Source organism: Methylophilus sp. TWE2, from assembly GCF_001183865.1.
GTDB lineage: Bacteria > Pseudomonadota > Gammaproteobacteria > Burkholderiales > Methylophilaceae > Methylophilus.
Genome location: NZ_CP012020.1, coordinates 410135 through 435784 on the forward strand (window position 1 = coordinate 410135; position 25650 = coordinate 435784).

18 protein-coding genes are annotated in these 25650 nt (G+C 48.0%); 10 read left to right on the forward strand and 8 right to left on the reverse strand.

Annotated features, from left to right (window positions below):
• The first annotated feature begins 146 nt into the window (after positions 1 to 146).
• Positions 147 to 1235 (forward strand): bifunctional DNA-binding transcriptional regulator/O6-methylguanine-DNA methyltransferase Ada, encoded by a 1089-nt coding sequence (gene ada / locus ACJ67_RS01900; protein WP_197080645.1) that lies wholly within the window; start codon positions 147 to 149, stop codon positions 1233 to 1235.
• A 51-nt stretch (positions 1236 to 1286) separates the two neighbouring features.
• On the opposite strand, the gene ACJ67_RS01905 is transcribed toward ada, so the two are convergent.
• A complete protein-coding gene (locus ACJ67_RS01905; protein WP_231587225.1) occupies positions 1287 to 2279 on the reverse strand; it encodes an alpha/beta fold hydrolase in 993 nt (330 codons plus the stop codon).
• A 194-nt stretch (positions 2280 to 2473) separates the two neighbouring features.
• Here ACJ67_RS01905 and ACJ67_RS01910 point away from each other — a divergent pair, with 194 nt between their 5' ends.
• Positions 2474 to 3040: a TetR/AcrR family transcriptional regulator gene (locus tag ACJ67_RS01910; protein WP_049637656.1), complete on the forward strand. Its 567-nt coding sequence runs from the start codon at positions 2474 to 2476 to the stop codon at positions 3038 to 3040.
• Between the two features lie 53 nt (positions 3041 to 3093).
• Here ACJ67_RS01910 and ACJ67_RS01915 read toward each other — a convergent pair whose 3' ends face one another.
• Positions 3094 to 3573, reverse strand: coding sequence for a DUF1348 family protein (locus ACJ67_RS01915; protein WP_049637657.1), 480 nt, complete (start codon positions 3571 to 3573; stop codon positions 3094 to 3096).
• A 728-nt stretch (positions 3574 to 4301) separates the two neighbouring features.
• Between ACJ67_RS01915 and ACJ67_RS01920 the strand changes: the two genes are divergently transcribed.
• Genes ACJ67_RS01920 through ACJ67_RS01930 form a run of 3 tightly spaced genes read left to right on the forward strand, consistent with a single transcriptional unit; the run spans position 4302 to position 8681 of the window.
• A complete protein-coding gene (locus ACJ67_RS01920) occupies positions 4302 to 6914 on the forward strand; it encodes a methyl-accepting chemotaxis protein (protein WP_049637658.1) in 2613 nt (870 codons plus the stop codon).
• A 17-nt stretch (positions 6915 to 6931) separates the two neighbouring features.
• The gene (locus tag ACJ67_RS01925) at positions 6932 to 7417 is read left to right on the forward strand and encodes a chemotaxis protein CheW (RefSeq protein WP_197080646.1); all 486 of its coding nucleotides are present in this window, start codon (positions 6932 to 6934) and stop codon (positions 7415 to 7417) included.
• Positions 7418 to 7451: 34 nt separating this feature from the next.
• A complete protein-coding gene (locus tag ACJ67_RS01930; RefSeq protein ID WP_049637660.1) occupies positions 7452 to 8681 on the forward strand; it encodes an HD-GYP domain-containing protein in 1230 nt (409 codons plus the stop codon).
• A gap of 41 nt (positions 8682 to 8722) precedes the next feature.
• Here the strand turns inward: ACJ67_RS01930 and ACJ67_RS01935 are convergent, their stop codons facing one another.
• Both ACJ67_RS01935 and ACJ67_RS01940 read right to left on the reverse strand, forming a co-directional pair.
• Positions 8723 to 9343, reverse strand: coding sequence for an ANTAR domain-containing response regulator (locus ACJ67_RS01935; RefSeq protein WP_049637661.1), 621 nt, complete (start codon positions 9341 to 9343; stop codon positions 8723 to 8725).
• Positions 9344 to 9345: 2 nt separating this feature from the next.
• Positions 9346 to 13065, reverse strand: coding sequence for a PAS domain S-box protein (locus tag ACJ67_RS01940; RefSeq protein ID WP_049637662.1), 3720 nt, complete (start codon positions 13063 to 13065; stop codon positions 9346 to 9348).
• A 506-nt stretch (positions 13066 to 13571) separates the two neighbouring features.
• On the opposite strand from ACJ67_RS01940, the gene ACJ67_RS01945 reads away from it, so the two are divergent.
• The 4 genes from ACJ67_RS01945 to ACJ67_RS01960 all read left to right on the forward strand — a co-directional run bounded on the left by ACJ67_RS01945 (position 13572) and on the right by ACJ67_RS01960 (position 19327).
• The gene (locus tag ACJ67_RS01945) at positions 13572 to 14069 is read left to right on the forward strand and encodes a sigma-70 family RNA polymerase sigma factor (RefSeq protein WP_049637663.1); all 498 of its coding nucleotides are present in this window, start codon (positions 13572 to 13574) and stop codon (positions 14067 to 14069) included.
• A gap of 2 nt (positions 14070 to 14071) precedes the next feature.
• A complete protein-coding gene (locus tag ACJ67_RS01950) occupies positions 14072 to 15031 on the forward strand; it encodes a FecR domain-containing protein (RefSeq protein ID WP_049637664.1) in 960 nt (319 codons plus the stop codon).
• Positions 15032 to 15107: 76 nt separating this feature from the next.
• A complete protein-coding gene (locus ACJ67_RS01955; RefSeq protein WP_049637665.1) occupies positions 15108 to 17528 on the forward strand; it encodes a TonB-dependent receptor in 2421 nt (806 codons plus the stop codon).
• Positions 17528 to 19327, forward strand: a complete 1800-nt coding sequence (locus tag ACJ67_RS01960) for a hypothetical protein (protein ID WP_049637666.1) — start codon at positions 17528 to 17530, stop codon at positions 19325 to 19327. The genes ACJ67_RS01955 and ACJ67_RS01960 overlap by 1 nt, the downstream gene beginning before the upstream one ends.
• 192 nt (positions 19328 to 19519) lie before the next feature.
• Here the strand turns inward: ACJ67_RS01960 and ACJ67_RS01965 are convergent, their stop codons facing one another.
• Positions 19520 to 20404 (reverse strand): TorF family putative porin, encoded by an 885-nt coding sequence (locus ACJ67_RS01965; protein ID WP_049639720.1) that lies wholly within the window; start codon positions 20402 to 20404, stop codon positions 19520 to 19522.
• Between the two features lie 386 nt (positions 20405 to 20790).
• Between ACJ67_RS01965 and ACJ67_RS14500 the strand changes: the two genes are divergently transcribed.
• Positions 20791 to 21777: a helix-turn-helix domain-containing protein gene (locus ACJ67_RS14500; protein ID WP_053092875.1), complete on the forward strand. Its 987-nt coding sequence runs from the start codon at positions 20791 to 20793 to the stop codon at positions 21775 to 21777.
• Between the two features lie 15 nt (positions 21778 to 21792).
• On the opposite strand, the gene eutC is transcribed toward ACJ67_RS14500, so the two are convergent.
• The 3 genes from eutC to eat form a co-directional block, all read right to left on the reverse strand.
• Positions 21793 to 22593, reverse strand: coding sequence for an ethanolamine ammonia-lyase subunit EutC (gene eutC, locus ACJ67_RS01975; protein ID WP_049637667.1), 801 nt, complete (start codon positions 22591 to 22593; stop codon positions 21793 to 21795).
• A 1-nt stretch (position 22594) separates the two neighbouring features.
• The gene (locus tag ACJ67_RS01980) at positions 22595 to 23992 is read right to left on the reverse strand and encodes an ethanolamine ammonia-lyase subunit EutB (protein WP_049637668.1); all 1398 of its coding nucleotides are present in this window, start codon (positions 23990 to 23992) and stop codon (positions 22595 to 22597) included.
• A gap of 66 nt (positions 23993 to 24058) precedes the next feature.
• Positions 24059 to 25405, reverse strand: coding sequence for an ethanolamine permease (gene eat / locus ACJ67_RS01985; protein ID WP_049637669.1), 1347 nt, complete (start codon positions 25403 to 25405; stop codon positions 24059 to 24061).
• Positions 25406 to 25650: the final 245 nt, after the last annotated feature.

Genomic DNA, 25650 nt, shown 5'->3' on the forward strand with positions numbered 1-25650 from the left:
TCTCTCTATGGGGACATTATCGCTTAATTATCAACATGACTGGAGAACGAACTTTGGCGATCTCATATTCAAAAGCAAGCAACGGAGTTTTTTGCTGCAAGTGATGCTGTATATTCTGGTTTCTTATGCACATACATCAATTCAATATGAACGTGGATGCAGCCCAAACAATATTAAGCGATCCGCGTTGGCAGCAGGTGCTGGCGCGTGATGTCAACGCGGATGGGCAATTTTTCTATGCAGTAAAAACGACGGGCATTTATTGTCGCCCTTCGTGTGGTGCCCGTCAGGCCCGCCCGGAGAATGTAAGCTTTCATTTGACCGCTGCTGCTGCCGAAGCTGCAGGATTCCGCCCCTGTAAACGCTGCAAGCCCAACCAGGCCGGGGCAAATGAATATGCAGCCAGGGTGGCAGCCGCTTGCCGGATGATAGAAGACGCAGAATCGCTGCCCAGCTTGGCGCAATTGGCAGCACACGCTGGCTGGAGCCCTTTTCACTTTCACCGTATTTTCAAATCAATCACAGGGCTCACACCTCGAGCCTATGCGACGGCTATCCGGGCACAAAAGCTGCGTCAGACACTGGGGGCAAACATGAAAATTACCGATGCAATGTATGACACTGGCTACGGCTCAAATAGCCGTTTTTACGCATCCGCAACGGATATACTAGGCATGAAACCGTTGCAATACGCTAAAGGAGGTGTAGATGCGCAGATTCATTTTGCCATTGCAGAATGTATATTAGGCAGCCTACTCATCGCCACCAGCAGCAAAGGCGTGTGCGCGATTTCCCTCGGCAATGATCCTGAAACACTTCTGCGCGAACTGCAGGATAGGTTTCCGCGAGCGGACCTGGTTGGTGGAGATCGGGATTTTGAGTCGATCGTGGCAAGTGTCGTTGGTTTTATTGAAACACCTGGGCCAGGGCTGGCCTTGCCACTGGATATCCAGGGTACGGTCTTTCAGCAAAAAGTATGGCAGGCTTTACGCGAGATTCCATACGGCACCACTGTGACTTACAGTGAGCTAGCCAGTCGCATTGGTGCCCCTAATGCAGTGAGGGCGGTTGCCAGCGCCTGTGCAGCCAATACCTTGGCTGTGGTGATTCCCTGCCATCGTGTGATCCGGCAGGATGGCTCATTGTCAGGATATCGGTGGGGAATTGCGCGCAAAAAAGCCTTGATTGAGAAAGAGGCGGCAGCGACCGCTGTCCCGCCCAAGTCATCGAAGTAGAGCTGTTTTGCCAAACTGTGCCGGAAATCAATATTTCCGGCACATTCATGGTTAAGGCTGCACTTTTCTACCCAGGAAGTTGTGCATCAGGTTTCCTATTTCTTCACCATCCTCTTCTAAGGCAAAGTGGCCAGTGTTGAGAAGATGTAGTTCGGCATTTGGCAAGTCTCGCAAGTAAGGGGTCGCACCTTCTGCCGGGAATATTTTGTCATTTTTACCCCACACGATCAGCATAGGCGGTTGATATTGACGAAAATAGGCCTGCCACGCTGGATAGAGTGGCGGGTTGGTGCCATAGCTATAAAACAGTTCTATCTGAATGTCTTTATTGCCTGGGCGGTCCATATAAGCCTGGTCCAGCATCCAGGTGTCCGGGCTGACATGGTGTGCTGGGTCACGAAATCCTTCTGTGTATTGCCATTTGGTCGCATTCAATTCAAGGACTGGGCGGAGCTTGGCAGCATTGGCTTCAGTTTTGTTTTTCCAGAAAGCTTTAATCGGATCCCAGAACGGATTATCAATGCCTTCGTTATACGCATTGCCATTCTGGACAACGATGGCAGTGACTTTTTCTGGATGCGCAGAAGCCAGGCGATAACCTATCGGTGCGCCATAATCCTGCACGTAAATGGCATATTTAGTCAGCCCAATCTGAGCGGTAAATTTGTCCACAATAGCGGCTAGATGATCAAAACTGTAGGTGAATTGTTCCATAGCGGGTTGGTCACTTTGCCCATAGCCAGGATAGTCTGGAGCAATCACATGGTAGCGATCAGCCAGTTTGGGGATCAAATTCCTGAACATATGTGACGAGGTTGGAAAGCCGTGAAGTAACAATACTGTCGGTGCATTTTTCGGGCCAGCCTCTCTATAGAATACCTTGACGCCCTCAACCACTTCAGTGTGGTAAGAAACCGTGGTTTCATTTAAAGCACCGTGGTTGGATGCAGGTGCAGATACCGCTTGCAGGGGCATTGCAAACGCGGTCATCGCTGCCCCAAGTAAGATCGGCCGCACCATCCATTTTAAAATATCGTTTTTCATTATCAGTCCTCTTAATATATTGGATTAAGTCATTCATTTCATTTGAGCTCGTCACACTGACGGCGTGACTGAAATTTAAAGGATTTTTTAACACTGAAAATCCAGGCTGGCCGCAATTCATTATTGCAGGCAACGAAACAATCACCGGAGACCTTCTGTGGACAATTGTAGAATGACTGTTCTACAATGCTGGGATGACAACCAATGAACCCCTGCAACGATTATTATTGGCGACCGAGAAACTGATTTATGCAAATGGCATCAACGCGACTGGCATGGATGCTATCGTCAGTGAATCCGGTGTAGCCCGTAAAACGATTTACCGTAATTTCCCCACCAAGGAAGCGCTGATCGCTGAGGTATTGAGGCAACGGGATCAGCGGTGGATGACATGGTTTATTGACTCCACGCGCACGCTGACAGAGCCTAGAGCCCGAATTCTTGGCTGTTTCGATGCTTTGGAAGCATGGTTCTCCACCCCTGATTTTAACGGCTGTGCGTTCATTAACGCCGCTGGCGAATGTGGCAGCAGCAGCCAATTGATTGCTGAGGTCGCCAAAGAGCATAAGGTCAATTTAGAACGTTATTTGGAACAGCTGGCTGCGGCTTATGGCGCCGCCGAGCCTCAAAAAATAGCCTCAGAGTTATTACTCTTGATAGAAGGCGCAATCACCGTGGCCAAAGTGATGGGGGATAAAATGGCGGCGAGTACTGGAAAACAGTTGGCTGAGCGCTTATTTTTGCAATCAATAGAAATGTAAGTGACGATCTCACCAAGGTCATGTATTGGCCGGTTTGTGCCGACCCTGATTGCTTATAACCCTAATTCAGACAAGCCGGGATGGTCATCCGGACGTCTTCCCAGCGGCCAGTGGAATAAGCGCTCACTCTCTTTAATCGGCACATCATTTAAGGATGCGTAGCGGTTGACCATCAGTCCATCCGGGTTGAATTCCCAGTTTTCGTTGCCATAAGAACGGAACCAGTTTCCAGAATCATCCTTCCACTCGTAGGCATACCTGACGGCAATCCGGTTGCCATCAAACGCCCACAACTCTTTAATCAGCCGATATTCATGTTCCTTGTTCCATTTGCGTTCAAGAAATCTTTGAGCTTGCTCACGCCCTTTGATGAATTCAGACCGGTTTCGCCAATGGGTATCTATGGAGTAGGCCATGGCCACTTTTGCCGCGTCACGGCTGTTCCAGCCATCTTCGGCCAACCTGACTTTCTGGATGGCAGTTTCTCGGGTAAATGGAGGCAGCGGTGGCCTGCTGGCTTGTATAGTAGTCATGGATACTCCTTTAGTGGCGCAAGATGGTGATATAGGTGTGACAACACACTTGATACTCTGCTCAGACTGACCTTATAAAGAGAGGTAGAATGAGTATTCTACTTATGGTAGAACGATTGTTCTTTTTTGTCAATCCGTTATTCCAAGTTGTGGATTAGAAGGGCCACTTTCGGAAAAAACATTGCATTCACAAGGGCAGTCAGTCGTATTGCTTGCGCAAAGCAGACCCTAGGCTGATTTGCAGGGTTTTATCGAGAAATTAAAAATTTTTTATGAATTTCCCTAAAGTTCTCTAAAGCAATGCCGTAAAGAAGTCAGTAGTCCGAAAATCCGTGCCCCCCGATTTAACGACTTTTCCAAGGCCCAGAACCCGCCTTTGTTGTATTCAGCCGCTATTGTGAGCTGTAGGCAACATTTAATTTTCACTATTGAAAGTTTGCGGCTATGTTCGGGTTCCAGGAATCAATGATTTTAGAAGCACATCCCATAGATGTTGCGCTTCAACCTCTTTCCTCAAGTATCTATCTCACTTTGTTGTGTCTGATCACTTTAGTTTTGTGGCGATCCACAACTCTGGCCATTGGTATTCCTGTCAGTTTTCTGTTTGTCATTTCCGTGAGTGCAACAGTATTCAACACTCTGACTAGAGTGCGGAGATTGGTGCAAACAAACACGCCTCAAACTTTCAATACTTGGAAGCATGCATCCTCTTCTGAAAGGGTATAAAAATGTTAAACAGTCTTCGCAAGGTATTTGGTGGTCATCAATACACAAAGATATCCAATATTGAACTTGCTAATTTAAGAGGTCAAATCGAAGCCATTGGTAAATCGCAAGGCGTGATTGAGTTCACGATGGACGGCTTGGTGATCACGGCAAATGACACTTTTCTCAATATCTTGGGTTATACGCTGGCCGAAGCCAAAGGACAGCATCACGGCGCATTCGTAGAGTCTGCTTATCGTAACAGCCCTGAATTTAAGGCATTTTGGGCCAAGCTGAACCGTGGTGAATATGAAGCGGGCGTTTACAAACGCATTGGTAAAGACGGGCGCGAGGTATGGATACAGGCTAGTTATAACCCTATCCTGGATCTCAATGGCAAGCCATTCAAAGTGGTGAAATATGCGACCGATGTGACGGCAGAGCGCCTCAAGAATGCGGATTTTGAAGGCCAGATTGCCGCCATTGGCAAATCACAAGGCGTGATTGAATTCACCATGGATGGTCATGTGCTCACAGCCAACAATACCTTTCTGGATGTATTAGGCTATAGCCTGGATGAAGCAAAAGGTCAGCATCACAGTACCTTCGTTGAGCCTGCTTATCGCAGCAGCGTTGAGTATAAAGAGTTCTGGGCCAGGTTGAACCGTGGTGAATACCAGGTGGGTGTTTATAAACGTCTTGCTAAAGACGGGCGCGAGGTATGGATACAAGCCAGCTATAACCCTATTTTGGACCTCAACGGCAAACCATTCAAAGTGGTGAAATATGCGACCGAGGTGACTGCAGAGCGTCTCAAGAATGCCGATTTTGAAGGCCAGATTGCTGCGATTGGCAAATCTCAGGGAGTGATCGAATTCACGATGGATGGCAAAGTGATGGCCGCCAACGATACCTTCCTGAACCTGTTGGGCTATAGCCTGCCTGAAGCCATAGGACAACCTCACAGTGCTTTCGTGGAGCCTGGTTATCGGGCCAGTGGCGAGTACCAGGCTTTTTGGGCCAAACTCAACCGGGGTGAGCATGATGCCGGTGTGTATAAACGCATTGCCAAAGATGGGCGTGAGGTTTGGATACAAGCTAGCTACAACCCCATTTTGGATTTGAATGGCAAACCATTCAAAGTGGTGAAATATGCGATCGATGTGACGGCAGAGCGCCTCAAGAATGCGGATTTTGAAGGCCAGATTGCTGCCATTGGCAAATCACAAGGTGTGATTGAATTCACCATGGATGGCCATGTGCTCACAGCCAACAACACCTTTCTGGATGTATTAGGCTATAGCCTGGATGAAGCAAAAGGTCAGCATCACAGTACCTTCGTTGAGCCTGCTTATCGCAGCAGTAATGAATATAAAGCGTTTTGGGCCAAGCTGAACCGTGGTGAATACGATGCAGGCGTCTATAAGCGTATTGCCAAAGACGGGCGTGAAGTCTGGATCCAGGCCAGCTATAACCCCATTTTTGATCTCAATGGCAAACCGTTCAAGGTCGTGAAATACGCCACTGATGTCACGGCTCAAATTCATGCTTCCAGAGTGCTGGCAGAAGCCGTTGCCGAAACGCAAGTAGTGGTCAGTGCGGCTAAAGAAAATGATTTGACTAAGTTTATCCCCATGGAAGGTAAAACTGGGGAGATTGCCAACTTGTGTGAGGGTGTGAATGTACTGATTGGCAATATGGCGGAAATCATCACACAAATCAAAGAGGCCAGTGAGACCATTAATACGGCAGCTGGCGAAATATCTGCGGGCAATAATGATCTTTCGCAACGTACTGAAGAGCAAGCCTCTTCATTAGAAGAAACCGCCGCCAGTATGGAGGAACTCGCTTCCACGGTAAAACAAAACTCACAGAACGCCAAACAGGCCAGTCTGCTTGCCGTTGAGGCGTCCAGTGTTGCAAATAAAGGCGGCAGTGTTGTAGAGCAGGTCATCACAACGATGTCGGATATCAGTGCAAGTTCCAGCAAGATCGAAGACATCATTTCAGTGATTGACGGCATCGCTTTCCAAACCAATATTCTGGCACTCAATGCCGCAGTCGAGGCTGCGCGTGCAGGAGAGCAGGGACGAGGCTTCGCTGTGGTTGCCGGTGAGGTGCGCAATCTTGCCCAACGCTCAGCCACTGCTGCCAAAGAAATTAAGCAACTTATTGCTGACTCTGCTGAGCGCGTGACTACAGGCACCAAGCTGGTACAAGAGGCGGGCGAGACCATGCATGAAATCGTGAGCTCGGTTGGGCGCGTGACCGGCATTATGGAAGAAATTTCCGTGGCATCCACAGAACAAAGCACCGGAATTGACCAGGTAAATTCAGCTGTCGCACAAATGGATGAGGTCACTCAGCAAAATGCAGCGTTGGTGGAAGAGGCTGCAGCGGCTTCTGAATCCCTGCTGGATCAGGCGGATGCATTAATGCGTAATGTGGGCATGTTCAAGTTGAGCAAGAACGTGATCACTCACATGGCCGCCAGCAGTTCCAGAGCCTCCCACAACACTCACACTGTCACAAAACAAGCTGGCCGGTTTACCTCAGCACATGCATCAAGCTCAAAGGCGGCTTCTCCATCCATGGGGCTTAAAACTGCCACGGATAATGAATGGGTTCAATTCTAATGCGAGGAACAACGACCATGAATACGACATATGCAACATCTGAGTCTTCCAAAAATGAGTTCTTGTCTTTTCAGTTGGGAGAAGAAGAGTTCTGCCTTGACATTCTCAAGGTTCAGGAAATCCGGGGTTACGCTGGTGTGACCTCCATCGCCAATACGCCAGACTATATCAAGGGTGTCGTAAATTTGCGGGGAGAGGTGGTGCCCATTCTTGATTTACGCATCAAGCTTCAATGTGAACAAGTTGAATACAATGAATTTACGGTGGTGATCATACTTAATCTGGGCGGCCAGAATCTCGGCATTGTGGTCGACGGTGTGTCAGATGTAATTGCCTTGAATGCGGATCAGATACAGGATCTGCCGGAGATGCTGAGTTGTATAGATACCCGGTTTATGACCGGTGTCGCAATTATCGATAGCCAGACGGTCGTGTTGCTGGATATCGAAAAATTATTAAACAAGGACGAACTGGACTCCGTGGTTAACCAGTCCGTGCATTAGTGAATATGCCCCTTGGAATTTTTAAGGATCCCATATGTTAAAAACAATCCACATTCAGGAGTTAAAGCTGGGCATGTTTGTCCAGCAGTTACAAGGTGCGTGGTTTGATCATCCGTTCTGGCGTAGCTCATTTTTACTCAAAGATCAAAGTGATCTGAATAAATTATTGGCAAGTAACGTCGAGCATGTACTCATAGATACGGAAAAAAGTCTTGTTGCCACTACGCCATCAGGCACTTTGGAGCATAGTGTGACGGGTAAGTCTGTCAACGATGCCATGGCCGAGCTAAGGAAACGTGAGATTGGCAAACCGCGCGCACAACACCTTTCAGCGGCCGAAGAGCATCAAACGGCGATGAAGTTAATCAATGCGAGTAAGGCATCCGTACGCCACATGTTTAATGAGGCCCGGATGGGGAAAGCGATGAATGCCGAAGAAGCCTTGCCATTGGTGAAGGATATTTTGTCATCCATAGACCGTAGCCACAATGCCATTACCAGTTTGGTGCGGCTCAAAGGCAAAGATGAGTACACCTATATGCATTCGGTGGCAGTCTGTGTGCTCATGATTGCCCTCGCCCGGGAGTTGGGGCTGAGTGATGAGCAGACCCTGCAGGCGGGCGTGGCTGGACTGTATCATGATATTGGCAAGATGGCGATTCCGGACGATATTTTAAATAAGCCCGCCGCATTGTCGGAGGATGAGTTTATCGTGATGCGCAAACATAGTGAGTTTGGGCATGCAATTTTGTCGCGGAGTAAACAGATTGATGAAGTATGCCTGGATGTATGCCTGCACCATCATGAGAAAATAGACGGTACGGGTTACCCGCATAAAATGAATGGTAGTGAGATCAGCATTTTTGCAAAAATGGCCGCAGTCTGTGATGTCTATGATGCGCTGACTTCTCATCGCCCATACAGGACTGGCTGGGAACCGGGCATTACCCTGCACAGGATGACGCAGTGGACCGGGCATTTTGATGCGCACATCCTGAACGCTTTTATTAAATGTATTGGCATTTATCCAATTGGTAGCCTGGTAAAACTGAAATCCGGCAGACTGGCTGTCGTTATTGATCAGTGCCCCACCTCCTTGTTGACGCCAGTGGTGAAAGTGTTTTTTTCTACCAAGTCCAATATGCACCTTGAGCCACAAGTCGTGTACCTATCAAGAATCGGGGGCCACGATGAAGTGATAGGACACGAAGACCCTCGGGTATGGGGCATCCATGATTTGCATACGATGTGGGCGAATGGCTAGTGCAATAAGTGACTTGTTTAATGAATGACCCTTGGAATGTGCTAGGCGTCATTTTCAAGGTTCAGACGCTCACGCGAATGAATAATGCTGGTGGCAAAGTCAACCAGCTTTATCCGTTTACTGCGGGCGTTATTGCGTAACATGCTATTTGCTTCTTCGTAGCTGATGCGGTATTGATCCATGATGATACCGATGGCGACGCTCACTGCGCGGTCGCCATCGAGCGCGGTTTGTAACTGTTGCTGCTGGGATTTCATCTTTTTCACATCTTGTGCCCGTGAAAGTGCGGTTTGAATCGCTGGAATCAACTGGGCGCTATCAATCGGTTTGACAAGGTAAGCCATGGCACCCAAGGTGTTCGCTTCTGCATTCACCTCAGGCTCACTTCGCGCGGTGAGGAAAATAAATGGAATATAGTCCAGCCTGTCCAGGCTTGCAGGCAGCTCCAAGCCACTACGGTTGGGCATATTGATGTCAATGATGGCAATGTCAGGCCTGGGATTACTTTCCAGCCAGGCTTCAGCATCATCCACAGACTCCGTGGTGTTGACTTCGTAGCCCGCTTGCATGAGGCCAGTGGCCATGGTCGCCAGGATCAACCGATCGTCATCGACCAATAAAATAGAGGCTTTATTTTGTTGCAATGACTTTTCTGAAGACATGGTTAATCGCTCCTCGATCCAATGTCGATGATGGGGGCTGTTAAATCTATCCGCGTGATCACGAACTCACCCGCCTGCTCCCAAGACAAGCTGGCGTTCCTTTTAGGTAGCAACACCGTTGCCAGTTGTAGGCCGGTGCCAAAGTGTGGCGTCATGTTGGTTGAGGTCGCTGCCAACTTCCCTTTATTGCGGATGACGATGGAAACTTTATTGCCGTCAGCATCATAGGCCAGTTCAATCTCTACTTGTGATTGATCACCGTGCTTAATGGCGTTTGTAATCAATTCATTCATGACCAGTGCCAGGGGGACGGATTCTTTTTCTTCAACAAGAATAACAGTCTCATCCGCTGGCATGCTCAATACCACCTGGGTATTCCATAGCAGCTGGTTATTGTTTGCGATAGCTTCAATGAGGCCTCTCAAGCCAACGGCGCTATTCACAAATTGTCCTTGCAAGCCATGTACGGCAGCAATACTTTTTACTTGAGTAATGGCAGTGTTGAGCGGCTCCGCCAGTTTGGGGTGTTGGGCTGAAAAGTTGCTCAGTAAACTGGCGACGCTTTGCAAGTTATTTTTAATACGGTGATGCACTTCGCGCACTAAGGCATCACGCTGATTTGACTCATCGGCAAGACGTTGCTCTTCATGTATTTTATATTCGGTATTGTCGCTAAAAATACCCACATAATTAGTGATTTCGTCATTACTATCTGCGACCGCTGTAATCGTCATATTCGCGGGGTATATTTCTCCATCCTTGCGACGGTTCCAAATCTCGCCTTTCCAAACCCTTGATTCCTTAAGACGAGCCTGCATGTCATCAAAAAACGCTTTTGCGTGATAACCTGAATTGAGAATACGTGGCGTATGCCCAAGCACTTCATCAGCAGAGAACCCGCTAATGGCAGTGAAGGCCGGGTTGACTGAAACAATCACATGATTGATATCAGTGACCATGATGCCTTCAATGGTGTTTTGAAACACACTTGCTGCAAGTTTTAACTCATTTTCAGCCTTGATGATGGGCGTGACATCTGTCACCAGAACATAAAAGCCATTTACTGTTCCGTGAGCGTCAATATCGGGGATATAGTTGGCCCACGTATAGCCAATACTTCCATCCGCTTTGGTCAGCATCCGTTCGAACTGCTGACATTCTCCAGCCAAAGCACCTCGAATATACTGCTCATTCATTTTAAACAGGGTTTCCCCTAACAGGGATTTGATAGAGGTACCGATAATGGCTTCTGGGGGCTTGCCAAACCATTGCATATAAGGCTTGTTGGCGAACCGGCAAAGTAAGTCCCGGTCCCAATAGGCCACCATGGCCGGCATGGCATCAGTAATGGTTTTAATAAATCGTGCATTCTCTACAATGGCCGCTGCAGATGTTTGGCGATCGAGTTCGCTCGCTATCCTGGCAGCAAAAATCTTTAGCGTGGATTCAATTAATACTTGTGATTTTTGTAAGATGGGTTCACTAAAGAAAACGAATAATAAACCCACCGCTTTGCCACTCGAGTTGTAGATGCATAATCCTGCAAACGCCTGGAACTTTGCAAAGTTCATCATGCTCATGTCTGGGAAATCACGGTAAGCATGTTCAGGTACAATATGCAGGTCAACACTACTGAACAGCTCGTTTGCCAGTGCGTCAGAAATTGAATAATCAAAATTGGCTATGATTTCATGATTCACCACAGCCGCAATGGTTTGGGCTATCACTGGTTTCTCAGGCAAGAAACGGGAGGCATGCCCTGCTTGCGCGCCCAGTGCGCTGACCATATTAGTTACGAGCTGTGAGAAAAAGGCTTCGCCACTGCTGACACTGACCGCTGTCGCCACCTTAAGCATGGCATTTTGCAACTGCTGCCGTTCATGCTCGGCACGAATATTGATGATCCCCGCCGCCAAATTGTCCGCAAGATCTTGCAATAGGTGGAGTTCATCTTGCGCAAAATGGTGAGCGTCTCCCAGATATAACGCGAGCAGGCCAAACGCTTTTTCTTTGTTTTTTAATGGCAGGGATACTAATGAACGGTATCCTTGTTCCAAAGCCTCTTTTTTGACCGGGTAGCTGGCATCTTTCAATAAATCTTCAACAACCACGGTCTGGCCATTACGAATGGTTTTTCCGCCTGGCCCCAAACCGTTTACGACATGTTCTGACCAACTCAGTTTGATTTTATTAAGGAAACCTTCGGAATGTCCAAAATGCGCTTGAGGCAGGATAGATTTATAGTCATCATTTTCTGCATAACCAACCCAAGCCATACGGTATCCGCCAATGACAACCGCAATACGGCAAACCTCAGTAATTAGTGCCGTTTCATTGTTGATGTGAATAAGCAACTCATTGCATTTGCCAAGCATCTGCAAGGCACGATTGACCCATGCCAGATCCAGCTCGTTTTTCTTGCGTTCAGTAATATCCTGGAAAGCACCAATCAGGCGGACAGGTTTTCCTTGCGCTATCACTACTGTCCCTTGGGTACGAACCCAGATATGCCTGCCTTTGGCCGTGATCAATGGCAACTCAAGATCCCAGGGGGTATGGTCATCGAGGGTTTTACGAACGGCTTGGCGAATGACAGGGATGGCTTCAGGGGCATAAAAGTGCAGCGCTTGTTCAAGCGTCGGTAATTCGCCTGAATCAATTTCATGAATAGCGAATATTTCTTTGGACCATTGCAATTGCTGTGTTTCCAAATCGACTTCCCAACCACCGATTTTTGCCATCTCACCGGTACGTTGCAATAAATCCGCCATGCTTGCCAGCGACGCTTTCGCTTTTTCACTGGCTGTAATATTAGTTGCAACCCCTAAAAAACCAATTAAAGCGCCTGTATTATCATACATGGCTGTGACGGTGAGCCTGACAGGGATGCGGTGCCCCTCCTTGCTGATATATGTCCATTTTCGGGTATCAGAATGGCCTTGTTTCGCTTTGATGACAAAGACCTCAAAGCCAGGCTCAATCTGTTTGCCTAACAGCGTACTCAGTTCGTTGGCGTAAGCAATCACTTCGTCCGTATCATGAAATATTTGCGGCTGCTTTCCTATCATCTCAACAGCCTGATAACCAAGCAATTTTTCGGCACCGATATTAAAGCTTGTGATGTTGCCTTCTACGTCTGTTGAGATAATGGACTGGTCTACACTGCAAAAAATGGAATCAAAAAATGCCGTTTTTTCTGCGAGTTTTTCATTAAGAGCGACTAATTCCAGCCGGTGGGTTCTTGACTCCACCTGTGCAACCACTTGTTTGGCAAGCATCTTTAGGGATGTGCGCTGTTCATCCGTGAGTTTGCGCGGCACTTTATCGATGACACATAATGTGCCAAGTCCATACCCATCATGCGTCATCAATGGCATGCCGGCATAAAATCGCAGATGTAAACTGCCAGTAACTAATGGATTATCGTGGAACCTTTCATCTTCCAGTGCATTAGGAATCTCAAACAATTCTTCCTGCAAGATGGCGTGGCCGCAAAATGAAATTTCCCGAGCCGTTTCTGTCGCATCAATCCCTATCTTACTTTTAAACCACTGGCGCTTCTCATCAATAAGGGTAATCAGGGCGATGGGCGTTTCACAAATTTGGGAGGCAAGGTAGGTGAAATTATCGAACACTTCCTCCGCAGAAGTATCCATCATTTGGTAATGATGTAATGCACTTAATCGTTGGATTTCATTAGGAGCTATGTCAGGTTTTTTCATCAATGAATGCTCTTCACTCAGATTATCCAATCATGGACTACTCGCTCAGCAGTGCTGGCGAAACTTATTTGCCATTGACCATTGAACCACTGAAAACAGAATTAGCAAAATGACTGGTATACCAAAACAAATGCCAGTGTATTTTTTGCTAGGTGCGATAAGGTCTGAAAGTCCGAAATATCGTATGCATAAAACCTGATGAAAATGAAACGCTTAAAAATATACCCCCCTCAGAAACTGAGGCATTATTTAAGCATTCGGCGGGAATTAATGTTGTCATTTAAGCTGCCTTTTAAATCCTTTACCCTGACGATAACCTGGCTGAAAATTGGTTTATATCAGCCAATTTAAGAGGGGATATTTTATCTTTTCAGCCTTTTTTAATTGCTATCAAACTTTTATTTCAACAAATCAATAGATTAGCTAGTTGGAATGATTTATGCATTTGAATAATTATGCTCCTAGTCATGATTCGTTATATTTCATCATCTTAGGGCATTTAGAAAATGAGTCATTCGTCAAATACTTTAGTATCACAACTGTATACTGACCACCATCGCTGGATTCTGTCTTATCTCAAAAAGCGTCTCAGAAATGTAGAAGATGCTTATGATTTAACCAACGATACCTTCTTGAAGTTAATTTTGAAGGGCGACATAAGTAAGATTATCGAGCCACGCGCTTTTTTAACTAACTTGGCTCATGGCTTAATGGTGAATCACTTAAGGCGGAAAGAGATTGAGTCCAAGTATCTGGAATTCTTAATCCAACATTCTGAAGACTTTCATGATTCAGTGGAAACCCGGACGATTATTTTAGAAACCTTATACCAAATTGATTTAATCCTGGATGGACTGGAACAAAAAGTGAAGAAGGCTTTTCTGCTGTCACAACTGGAAGGCATGGCTCACGGTGCAATTGCGAATGAAATGCAAGTGTCAGTGAGTAGTGTGCGGAAATATATTTCAACCGCATTGCTGCATCTGATGCAGCATAAAGATTAAATATGCGCTCCCATGAAGACGTCGTTCCTGAAGCAGTTAATTGGTATGTACTGCTTTCATCCGAGCATGTGACTGATGCAGAGCGGCAGGCATGGGATAGGTGGATGCGCGAATCCGATGTGCATCGGCAAGCTTGGGAAGACATCAAACGCAAGCTCTCCATCTTTGAGGGGATTCCATCCAATCTTGGTGTTGAGGTACTTAGCCGCACACCAAGTAAAGTGAATCGTCAGCGTAGAGAAGCAATCAAAACGCTGGGATTACTTGCCGCTGTGTTATTGCCAACCGGATATGTGTTCAAAGACGCATTGTTTGGACGGATTAATTATGACCATTTTACTGACGTTGGGGAGCGAAAGAATATTACCCTCACGGATGGCACCAACCTTGTCTTGAACACTAAAACAGCGGTCACGATTCATTCTTCCCGTCACACCATGATAGTTCAATTGCATCACGGTGAGATCTTGGTGTCGACTTCCAAGTCACATCAAAAAACACAAGTACTGATGATTGAAACCGGTCATGGTCGGATTCTTCCCCTGGGTACTGCATTTAATGTTCGACGATTTGATCAATTTTCACGGGTATCCCTTTTTGAGGGCGTGCTCAAGCTATCCCCTCAACAAAACGGTGAAGACGCTTTCATGCAGCCCCTGCAAGAAGTGGACATTCATTCCAATCGTGTTGTGTTTAGGCCCCGGCTGAGTGTCCTATCCCCCTCTTGGCAGAGAGGTTATCTGGAATTGGATAATATGCCGCTCAAGTATTTTGCCGAAGAAATGGAAAGATACCGTTACGGAATCATAAAATGCCATAGAGATATTGAGCAGTTGATGATTTCAGGATCATTTTCATTGGATGATGTTGACGCTTCCTTACGCAGTCTGGCTCAGACATTTCCAGTCAGAATTCAGCACTACACACGCTTTTTGATAATGATCCTGCCTCTGAATCAGTAAATTTTTAGAAAAGTATTGTCACTTTTGAGTTTTCGATTGGCATAGCTAATGAGAACAATATTTTCAGGAGTGCAATATGTTATTTACCCATTCAAATCCTCTTCCATTAAAACCAGGCAAAAAGCGTCGCTTGCATTTGATGGTTGCCGCTAGCTTGGTGTTGACTCAGTCCTGGCATACGCCACTGATCGCCGCTGAAAACACCGTCGCAGAAACTACAAAAAAGGCTTACAACATCAGTGCTGGTCCTTTAGGGGCGGCGCTATCTGCGTATGCCGCTCAGGCCGGTGTACTGCTGTCATTTGATCCGCAGTTAACTCAAAACAAGCAGACGACAGGACTCAATGGCGCGTACAGTCTGCATCAGGGGTTCGATGTTTTGCTTCAAGGCAGCGGCCTGGCTGTCATACAAATTGAAAGCAACAGTTTTTTACTCAAGAAAACGGTGAGACAGTCGGAAGAAAATATCTCTGTTTTGCCCGAAGTCAAGGTGACGGATAAATTCATCATTGATGAGCCTGATCAGCAGTTTTTGCAGAAGGAGTCGTCAACAGCATCCAGGATCCCGCTCGACATTAAAGAGTCTCCTGTTTCAGTCACGGTCATACCGAAGAAAATCATGGATCAGCAAGCGGTGAGAGTGCTTGCTGATGTGGCTAAAAATATCGCCTCAATTAATCAGGAAAGTTTTAATGCAGGACGACAAGCTGCACTGCGGTCGCGAGGTTTTCTGCTGGACGACGAAACAGGGTATTTTGTCGATGGGCAACCGTTGTATGGTTTGCTTGATCAGCCCGTTGAACTGTTAGAACGGGTGGAGTTCTTGCGGGGACCTGCCTCCATACAATATGGTCGTGCCCAGCCGGGCGGGGTCGCTAATTTAATTCGTAAAAGACCCACGCAAGAGAGGTTTACATCGTTTAAGGTAAGCAAGGGCAGTTACGATTACGATCATATGCAGTTGGATGCAGGTGGCCGTGTCCCGGATTATGAGCATATTGGCTACAGGATTAACGTCGCGCGAGAGCGCAGTGACAGTTTCAGGGACAATGTGTATTTAGACCGCGATGTGCTTGGTTTGGTGTTGGATGCGCAAGTGACTGACGACCTCAAAGTCACAGTGCTTGCTGATTACGTCAATCGTGACACGCCTTGGGATAACGGCCAGTTTTACTATCGTGGCGCTGTCAATGATGTGCCAAGAAGCCGTTACTTTGAACTGCCATGGGGCAGTCAATCTTCTGTCAATACCACATTGGGCTATGAGGTGGACTGGAAGTTAAATGATCAATGGAAGCTGAAACATCAATATACCTATCAGGATTACTTTATTGACCGCCATCAATCTAACAAATCTGCACCCAATGCCGTGACGGGTAACTTTAATGTGACCGAGCAACGCTCGACCCAGGATGTAGATGCCCGCTCTTATATCTTTGACTTGATCGGGGACAATACACTGTGGGGCATGCGGCACAGAACGGTGTTTGGCTATCAGCGCGTCGATCTGGAGCGTACTATCCACTCGCAAAGTGGGACTGGCAATGTCTATGCATCCAATATTTTTAACCCTGCCACTTTTGTACGTAGGCCTCTTCCAATGGTTGCCTTACCTACCCAAGAAAATAACAATTTATTTCAGGGGGTATATGCTGAGGATTTTATAGGGCTGACCTCCAAGCTTAACTTGATGATAGGCGGGCGTTATGACCGCTTTAGCCAGGGCTCGAAATTTCCTGCAACAGGGGCCGCAAGTGACACCGTCAGAAACAGCGATTTTACGCCTCGTGCTGGAATCATATACACGCCTTTTGAGCCGGTCACTTTGTATGCCAGCTACAGCCGTGCCTTTAATCCAAATAGTCGTGTGGGCCCAACCTTTGCCAATGCCGGACAGGTGCTTGATCCCCAAACCGGCAAGCAATATGAGGCTGGCATTAAAACAATGTGGCTGGATAACAAACTGGCCATCAATGCCGCCGTGTATGAGTTAACCCGCGGCAATTTAACGTTTACCGATGTCGCTGCCAACACCGTGACGCTGGTAGGCGAGGTACAAAGTAAAGGCTTTGAGCTGGAAGCGATTGGCGAAGTGGCAGATGGCTGGAATATCATGGCCTCTTATGCTTATCTTGATTCCGAAATCAAAGAGGGCACCAACAAGGGCAATGCGCTGAACCAGGCACCTTCTAATGCCTTCAAGGTGTGGACTTCTTATGATTTCACCAGCGGACCATTCAGGAATTTATCCATCTACGGCGGCGCATTCAGCCAAAGTGAGGTGTTTGGTGACCCGGCCAATACCTTCAAATTAAGTGGTTATACCCGTTACGATATAGGCGCCAGTTACAAACACAATCTGGGTAACCATAAAGCAATTTGGCGTTTTAACGCAGAAAATATCACGGATAAAGTCTATTACTTCGGTAATGGAGCACAATCCATTTTCCCAGGCATGCCAGCCAATGCCAGAGTGAGCCTGGAGGTGCTGTTTTGATGTTTGGTAAAACACTATTTTTGGTTTTGATGCTGGCCTGGCATCCAGCCTTCGCAGCAGAAGGCCCTGTTCCCGTGATTAACTTTGAGCTGATTGCCGATGCCAGCACGATATTCTCGGGGGAAGGGGGCAAGTTTAAAGAGTTTGCAACCGCGCCCGTGGTTGATGGTGACGCCATATTCTTTTCTGCCACACGTGACAACGGATTAACCGGTATTTTTAAAAGCAGGCTGGGCAATATCGATATGCTGGTCAGTTCGCTGGATGATATCCCCGGAGGCGTGGGCAAATTCATTAGTTTTGAAGGCGCACCGATGGGCGTGGGTGATCAACTGGTTTTTCGTGGAACAGGAGCGGATCAGCAGCAGGGTATTTATTATTCTGCAGGTGGCAAGATCAGCAAAATTGTTGACCTTAATACCCTGATGCCCAACAGCAAATTTAGATTTACCTCTTTCAAGCGCCCGGTCTTTGATGGCCGGACGGTCGTATTTGTTGGCCGAGGCGACGTCAAGGAAGCGAAAGAAACGCGCCAATATCAGGGCGCTTACCAATACGATATTCAAACAGGGCAACTCAGTGTTGTTGCAGACTGGACGACAAAAATCCCGCATCAGTCGCTCTATTTTGGCGCCATGGATGATGTGACAGTCGGCCACGATCGTGTATTGTTGACCGCCTCAGACCAGCTTGGAAAAACCGGGATATATGTCAAACAAAGTGGTGCACTGCTTGCTCTGGTCGACGCTTCAACCCCTATCCCCGATGTACCTAACGCCACCTTTCAGGGTCTGAATGACGGGACGGTAGACCGCTCTTTTGCGACGCAAAATTATGCGTTTAAAACGGTCTCCAAAGACAATACCTTAAATGGCATGTATGCGTGGATAGACAATAAACTCTATACCCTGGCCGATAACAAGGCAGAAATGGCCGGAGGTTCTGTCAACTTCAGCAGCTTTAGCAAACCCAATATCTTTAAGGATCGGGTATTTTTTATTGGAAAAAATCCCCAGGGGCATGCGAGTATCTATGTGTGGAAGAAGGGAAGTCGCTTTCCCATCGTGCATCCTGAAATCAAGCTTTCCGGTAAAACCCCAAAAAGCTTTAATCTTAGCCTGGAGTCTGCCACATCAGATGGTCTGGCATTTCAAGTGGCATTTGAGGATGGTTCTAGCGCAATTTACAAAGCCCACTTAAGAGATCAAGTTGGCAGAGTGGTACTTTCTGACAGTTTGCACGGCAACAGCCAGGGGCAGGTACAAGGCGGTCAGTTTGTGGAGGGCGGTGGGTGGACACTGCTTAATGATAACGACCGGATCGTCTGGAAAATCCCGCCGATGTCTTCTCATGGATTGCTTGAAGTCGATATCCGTCACTTTGATCCCCGAACACAATTGACGGCCAATAAAAATATTTTTCTGGGGCTATGGGGCAATCTTTTTAATAATCACGAGCGGATGAATCTGCCGGAAACAGACAATTGGGAGCTCAGGGTAGGCAAAGCGCATGCGCAATTCAAGATCGAATATCACGCCCGAGGCTTTGGTAAAGCCAAGGAATGGGTACCCTTTGACGGCCCCTTTGACCCGCAACATACCTATCGTTTCCGGGTGGAATGGCATGATGGCAAAGTGACGACCTGGATCGACGACAAGGTATTACACTTTGAAGGTTTGCAGTATGAGCCTGTAGATAAATTCAATTATCTGCATATAGGCACCAGTACCCATTTTGGCGGTGCAGGCACGAGAGGACCGATATATTCCAATGTTCGGATCGTGTCATTTGATCATTAAGCTTGCGTCCAGTTGATCCGGAAAGCATGCAGTGTCCTCATCTTGTTGATGGTAGGCTTAACATTGTTTGCCAGCATAAAAAAACTCCCGGAAACCGGGAGTAAGAGAGAGTCAGGTCAGTTGCCAGAGAAATTCACAGCAACTTCAGCTGCGTCATGCGGATGCATAACGGCTGATCATAAGAGGTATCGATCAGAAGGTGGAGCTGAGCGTGATCACCCAGCGGTTATCTGTCAGGTCCTTGGAGCCCGTGCCGCCATTAAAGCTGGAGCCACCAAACCCACGGCTACTCCAGTAGCCAGTATCATCGGCCCCAACGTAGTAAACCCCGAGGTTAAGCCCATTGGTATTGGCGAATGCAATGTTTTTGCTCAAACCAATCTTGTAATCCTTGTTGTCAGGATTGCCCCTGCCTGAAACAAACGTGCCATATGCGCCAGGCGTGACTCTGCCTGCGACATCGAGCATGCCTACGTGGGCAACCAACACCAGATCATAGAATGGCAACGGATAGTTTGCATTGAGTTCGAGATAAGTCGAGCCTTTGGTATTGCTGTCAAAACCGGTACCACGGTTCGCGCCAAACCAGTCTGTCAACGTCATGGAGGCTTTTGCGCTAATCCAGTCGTAGCTAAGTGCGGCATTCACCTCATAGGTGTCAAAGCGCTGGCTCGAAACTGCAGATCCATCACTACGCGTACAAGCTGTACATTTGTCCCAATTGCCGCCTGGATAGAGGTAGCCAATGAGCCCGGCTGACCAGGCGAGCTTTTCAACCGAAGCAAAACTGCCGTTATAGCCAGCGTAAATATCAATCTCGGTCGTGCTGTCAACATAGGTCTGGGGCGAGATACTGGATCCCCACAAGCCTGCATAAAAGCCGCTCTCATGGGCAATGTCTAAGCCGGCCTGCACGGCAGGTTTATGCCATGACTGAGAAATGCCGCGTGAGTAATAGTCAGATACAAACGACAGATTTCTGGATAAAGACCAAGCGGATTTTTCTTCTGCCAGGCTGGGAGTGGAGACGAAACTTGCTGAAAAAAGTGCAAGAGCAAAGAGGATAGATTTACGCATAAGTAAGGACCCTGTTGATGAATAATGTGAGGCCATTTTGCGGAATGCTTTACTCTGCGACTATCCCAAATCGGCAAAGATGCAGATAAAAATGGCGATGAGAGGTTTGATGATTAGGTGAGCAACCTGATGCGCAGACAGCGCTTTTTGCGCCCATGTAATGCACTAAAAATAGGCGCAGTATGCGTAATTGCACCTGGATTGATGACTTTGTGATTGGGGTAACCACAGTTGCGAAATAAAAGTGCACAGGAAAGGCTTTGTTAGCCTGCATGAGGAGCTCAGTGCCGGGCAATGTGCTAAAGCCGGGGAGTTGGAATGTTATTTGCTAATACAGCTATTAAAGTTAGCTCGCACAATAATAAAGAAGACTCAGGGATACCATAATGTTAGAACATTGCGCGCGCAATGCGCCATTATTGACGCTACCACAGCCAAACTATTTGCATAGGGAAAGTCAGGATTTTGATGAGCAGTCTCAGTTCCTGCAAGGCTGGCATCAGGATTATTCACAGCTTTCGGCCGGGCATTTTAATGGCTTTTTGACCCATGTGCACTTGCCTGAGGTGTCGCTATTCCTTGAGTTTACCAATCAGCAACTCCATCAACAAGGCTATCTGGATGAGGAAAAAATTTCCATCGGTGTGCCTATGAATAGCATTGAAAAGGGCATGTTTTGTGGCAGCCTCTGCGAGCAGCAGGCGGTGCATATTTTTTCTGGCAGAAACGGGTTTGAATTTGTCTCGCCCGCAAACCTGACCATTGGCTTGATTGTGATTTCGAGAAAGTTTCTGATGCAGTATTTGTCTGATGACGATCAGGAGCGACTGTACCAGCAGTGCCAGAGTGCCAAGATTTTATATTTGAGTCAAACAAAGTATCAGAACCTGGTCCGCTTTTTACGTTCTGTATTTGCGACGCTCAAGGCACTGCCCGGCTTTATTCAATACCCTACGCTGGTGCAAGAAACACAAATGATGGCGTTGCAAATGGTTGCCGATACATTGCTGTGTGACGATTCGGCGCCAAGGACGGTTTATTATCAGAATCAATCCTGGCAAGTGGTCACCAAAACACGAAAAATCGTGCGTCAACGCCAGGATGATCCTATCAGTGTCGTCGAGTTGTGCGAATCTTTGGCCATGAGCCACCGCACCTTGCAATACCATTTTCAAAGAACGCTGGAGAAAAGTCCGGTCGTCTACCTGCGGACTGAGCGCCTGAATGGCGTCCGTCAAATGCTGAGGCATGCCAACTCAGTGACCGAGGCCGCGACTTCATGGGGCTTCTGGCATTTTGGACATTTTTCGCAGGAGTATAAAAAGATGTTTGGTGAAGCGCCCTCTACCACCTTCAAGCGCTTTCATGGATGAGGTGGCAGTTTAGCGTCATTGTCCGGAAGGCGCGTCTTGAACCATAACGACATCGCTTTCATCTTTGAGTGCAACGCCGGACAATTTTAAACGGTTGGCTTCTTTTGCCAGCCATAACAATTTTTTTGCGGCGGCGGCATAGCCCAGGCCATCTGGCCTGACATTGGAAATACAGTTTCTGTCCGCATCACTACGGCCACGCCGTGGCTGATGCGTCAAATAAATCCCCAGACTATCCGGCGAACTTAGTCCAGGCCGCTCACCAATCAGCATGGCCACCATGTTTGCCCCTAGCATTTCGCCCACTTCATCGGCCAGTGCAACCCTGGCCTGAGAGGCGATGACCACCGGTCCCAGATGCCATTCCGCAGGAGCTTGCGCATGAATTTCTTGCAATAATGGCAGCGCGTGATTTTTGATTGCCAATGAAGACAAGCCATCCGCAACCACCAGTAATAAATCAATGGCTTGTTTTGTGTTGGCGGCTTTGAGTTTTAGCCCGCTGTCTTCGCTCAGTTGACGGCCCCAATCGGGCCTTAATAAATAAGAAGCCCGGTCTGGTGCCTTGCTATGAACCTGATGGACATCGACTGACAATGTCGCTTGAATTTGCACCATCAACGCCTGGGTATCGAGGCCAAGATGAACCGCATCCCTGGCCAATGCATGGCTCAAGCTGAAATCCAGGACTTCTTGCGTAGGCAGGCTGCTGCCTACCCTGCCGATGGCAATCCGCGCTTGTGTGAAGCTTTTAAGTTGTGACCAGGGATCTTCACTGACGATGCCTGTGCTAGGGGCTGCAGGAGGCTGATGCATATTAAGGGGCACTCATTAATTGCTTGGGTTTATTTTGTAACAAGGCATGGCTATTGTCTACCGGGCGGATCATGCCAGTGTTATCCATCAGGTTCATGCGCTGTAGCCATTGCTCAAACTCCGGTGCTGGCTTCAGGTTAAGCGTTTTACGCAAATAGAGGGCATCGTGAAAAGAGGTGGTCTGATAATTAAGCATGATGTCATCCGCCCCTGGAATGCCCATGATGAAGGTAATACCAGCCACAGATAGCAAGGTCATCAAGGTGTCCATGTCGTCTTGATCCGCCTCGGCATGGTTGGTGTAGCAGACATCACACCCCAGTGGCAGACCTAGCAACTTACCGCAGAAATGGTCTTCCAGGCCGGCACGGATGATTTGTTTGCCATCGTACAGGTATTCCGGCCCAATAAAGCCCACCACCGTATTGGTGAGCAAGGGGGAAAAGTGGCGGGCGACGGCATAGGCACGTGCCTCACAGGTTTGCTGGTCCATGCCAAAATTGGCGTTGGCCGAGAGTGCCGAGCCTTGGCCTGTTTCAAAATACATGACGTTTTGGCCTACCGTGCCGCGTTGCAGTGACAAGGCTGCAGAATAAGCTTCATCCAGAATGGAAAGATTAATGCCAAACGTTTTATTGGCTTGTTCGGTGCCGGCAATCGATTGAAACACCAAGTCAATCGGCGCGCCTTTTTCAATCAGTTGAATCTGGTTGGTGACATGGGTCAGGATGCACGACTGGGTGGGAATCTCATATTGGTTAATGACTTCATCGACCAGGTAATATAAGTTCATCAAGCCAGGAATACTATCGGTGGCCGGATTGATGCCGATCACCGCATCGCCTGAGCCATACAGTAATCCGTCGAGCAAAGAGGCGGCAATGCCGCGGGCATCATCGGTTGGGTGGTTGGGCTGCAAGCGCACGGACAGCCGACCCGGCAGACCGATGGTATTTCGGAATGCGGTCGTCACTTGGCATTTTTTGGCGACCAGGATCAAGTCCTGGTTGCGCATTAGCTTGCTGACCGCCGCCGCCATTTCCGGCGTGATGCCTTTGGCAACGCGTGTCAGCGTGGCGGTATCCGTGGTATCCAGCAACAACCAGTCTCGAAAATCGCCCACGGTGAGATGGCTGATTTCACTAAATGCCTGCGCATCATGCGTATCAATGATTAAGCGCGTCACCTCGTCTTGTTCGTAAGGCAGCAGCAACTCTTCTAAAAAGCGTTTGAGCGGCATGTTGGCAAGGCACATCCTGGCAGCCATGCGCTCAACATAAGTCTCAGCTGCCACGCCTGCGAGAAAGTCGCCTGAGCGTGGCGGGGAGGCCTTCGCCATCACTTCTTTCAAGTCTTTGAATGGGTACTGATGTACGCCAACGCGATAACTGTAAGCCATCTTTTTCTCACTCTCCAAAGAATCAACAGGGTACTCCTTTGCATACCCTACATGGATTGCCTGCGTTTAACGATCAGTCGCGGTGTCGCGTTGCCCTTTTGTCAGGCTGAAATAAATATAGCCCACTGCCATCAGCACGGCAAACACCAGCGCCAATGCCTGATTGTAGTAGATCATGGTCAGCAAACTGATCACGGCAAGGCTTAAGGCAATGGCCGGAAACAGCGGATAACCCATGGTACGGAACGGGCGATCCAGCGCAGGCTCGTTTTTTCTCAGCGCAAAAAAGCTCAGCATCGAAACGATATACATGACGATGGCCCCGAATACCGCCATCGTGATCAAGTTTGCCGTGAGCGTCATGCCATTAAACTGTAAGTCATCACTCAAAATAGCTGCCAGGCCAACCACTGCCCCGGCAACCAATGCGCGATGTGGGGTTTTAAAGCGCGCATGCGTGGCTTCAAAGTATTTCGGCATAAATCCGGCGCGTGCCAGGGCAAAAATCTGCCGTGAGCAGCCAAGCAAAATTCCGTGAAAAGAGGCGATCAATCCTAGCAAGCCAATCCAAACCAGCATATGTAACCAGCCACTGTTCTCACCCACCACCACTTTCATTGCCTGTGGAATAGGATCGTTGACATTGGCCAGGGTTCTCCAGTCACCCACGCCACCTGCATATAACATCACGCCTATGGCCAGAAACACCAGCGTCAGAATCCCGGCAATATAAGCTTTGGGGATCGTTCTTCTCGGATCTTTGGCTTCTTCTGCCGCCATGGCCACGCCTTCAATGGCGAGAAAAAACCAAATGGCGAATGGAATCGCCGCCACCATGCCAGGAATCGCTGCGCTACTAAAAACGTCATTACCTGCCCAGCCATGTGCGACAAAGTTTGTCATCGAGAAACCGGGGGCAACCACGCCCATAAACACCAATAACTCAATAATCGCGAGCAGGGTGACCAGCAGTTCAAAGGTGGCAGCGATATGCACCCCAACAATATTCAAACTGACAAATACAATATAAGCACCCACGGCAAAAAGCTTGGGGTCTATGCCCGGATATTGCACATTCAGATAGGCGCCAATCGCCATCGCAATGGCCGGCGGTGCGAACAAAAACTCAATCAAGGTGGCATAACCGGCCACATACGCCATCTTAGGACCAAAAGCCCGTCTGGCGTAAGCAAACGGCCCACCGGCATGTGGAATAGAAGTAGTCAGTTCGGTAAAACTGAAAATAAAGGTGGTGTACATCAGCGCGATGAAAAGGGTGGTCACCAAAAAACCCAAGGTTCCCGCTTGATCCCAGCCATAACTCCAGCCAAAATATTCGCCAGAAATCACCAGCCCGACGGCTAGTCCCCATAAATGCCAACCATTCAGCGTTGGCTTTAACGATACGCTCATGACAGCTTCCCCTAGCAATTAAAAATCATGGTCGTATGATGCGAGTTTCGTGTGAATTCAACTATCCCATTTTCGCAATGATGGGTTGCGCGCTATAGATTGCCTAAGGTTGGGCTTGAGTCGTACAAGCTTGGGTAATTGCAACAAAGTAAGCTACATCAGCAGAGTCTGCTTGATCACAGACGTGCTGTTAAAAGAATAAATACGTCGTCTCACGCAAGGTGAACGTTAAGTGAACGACCCCT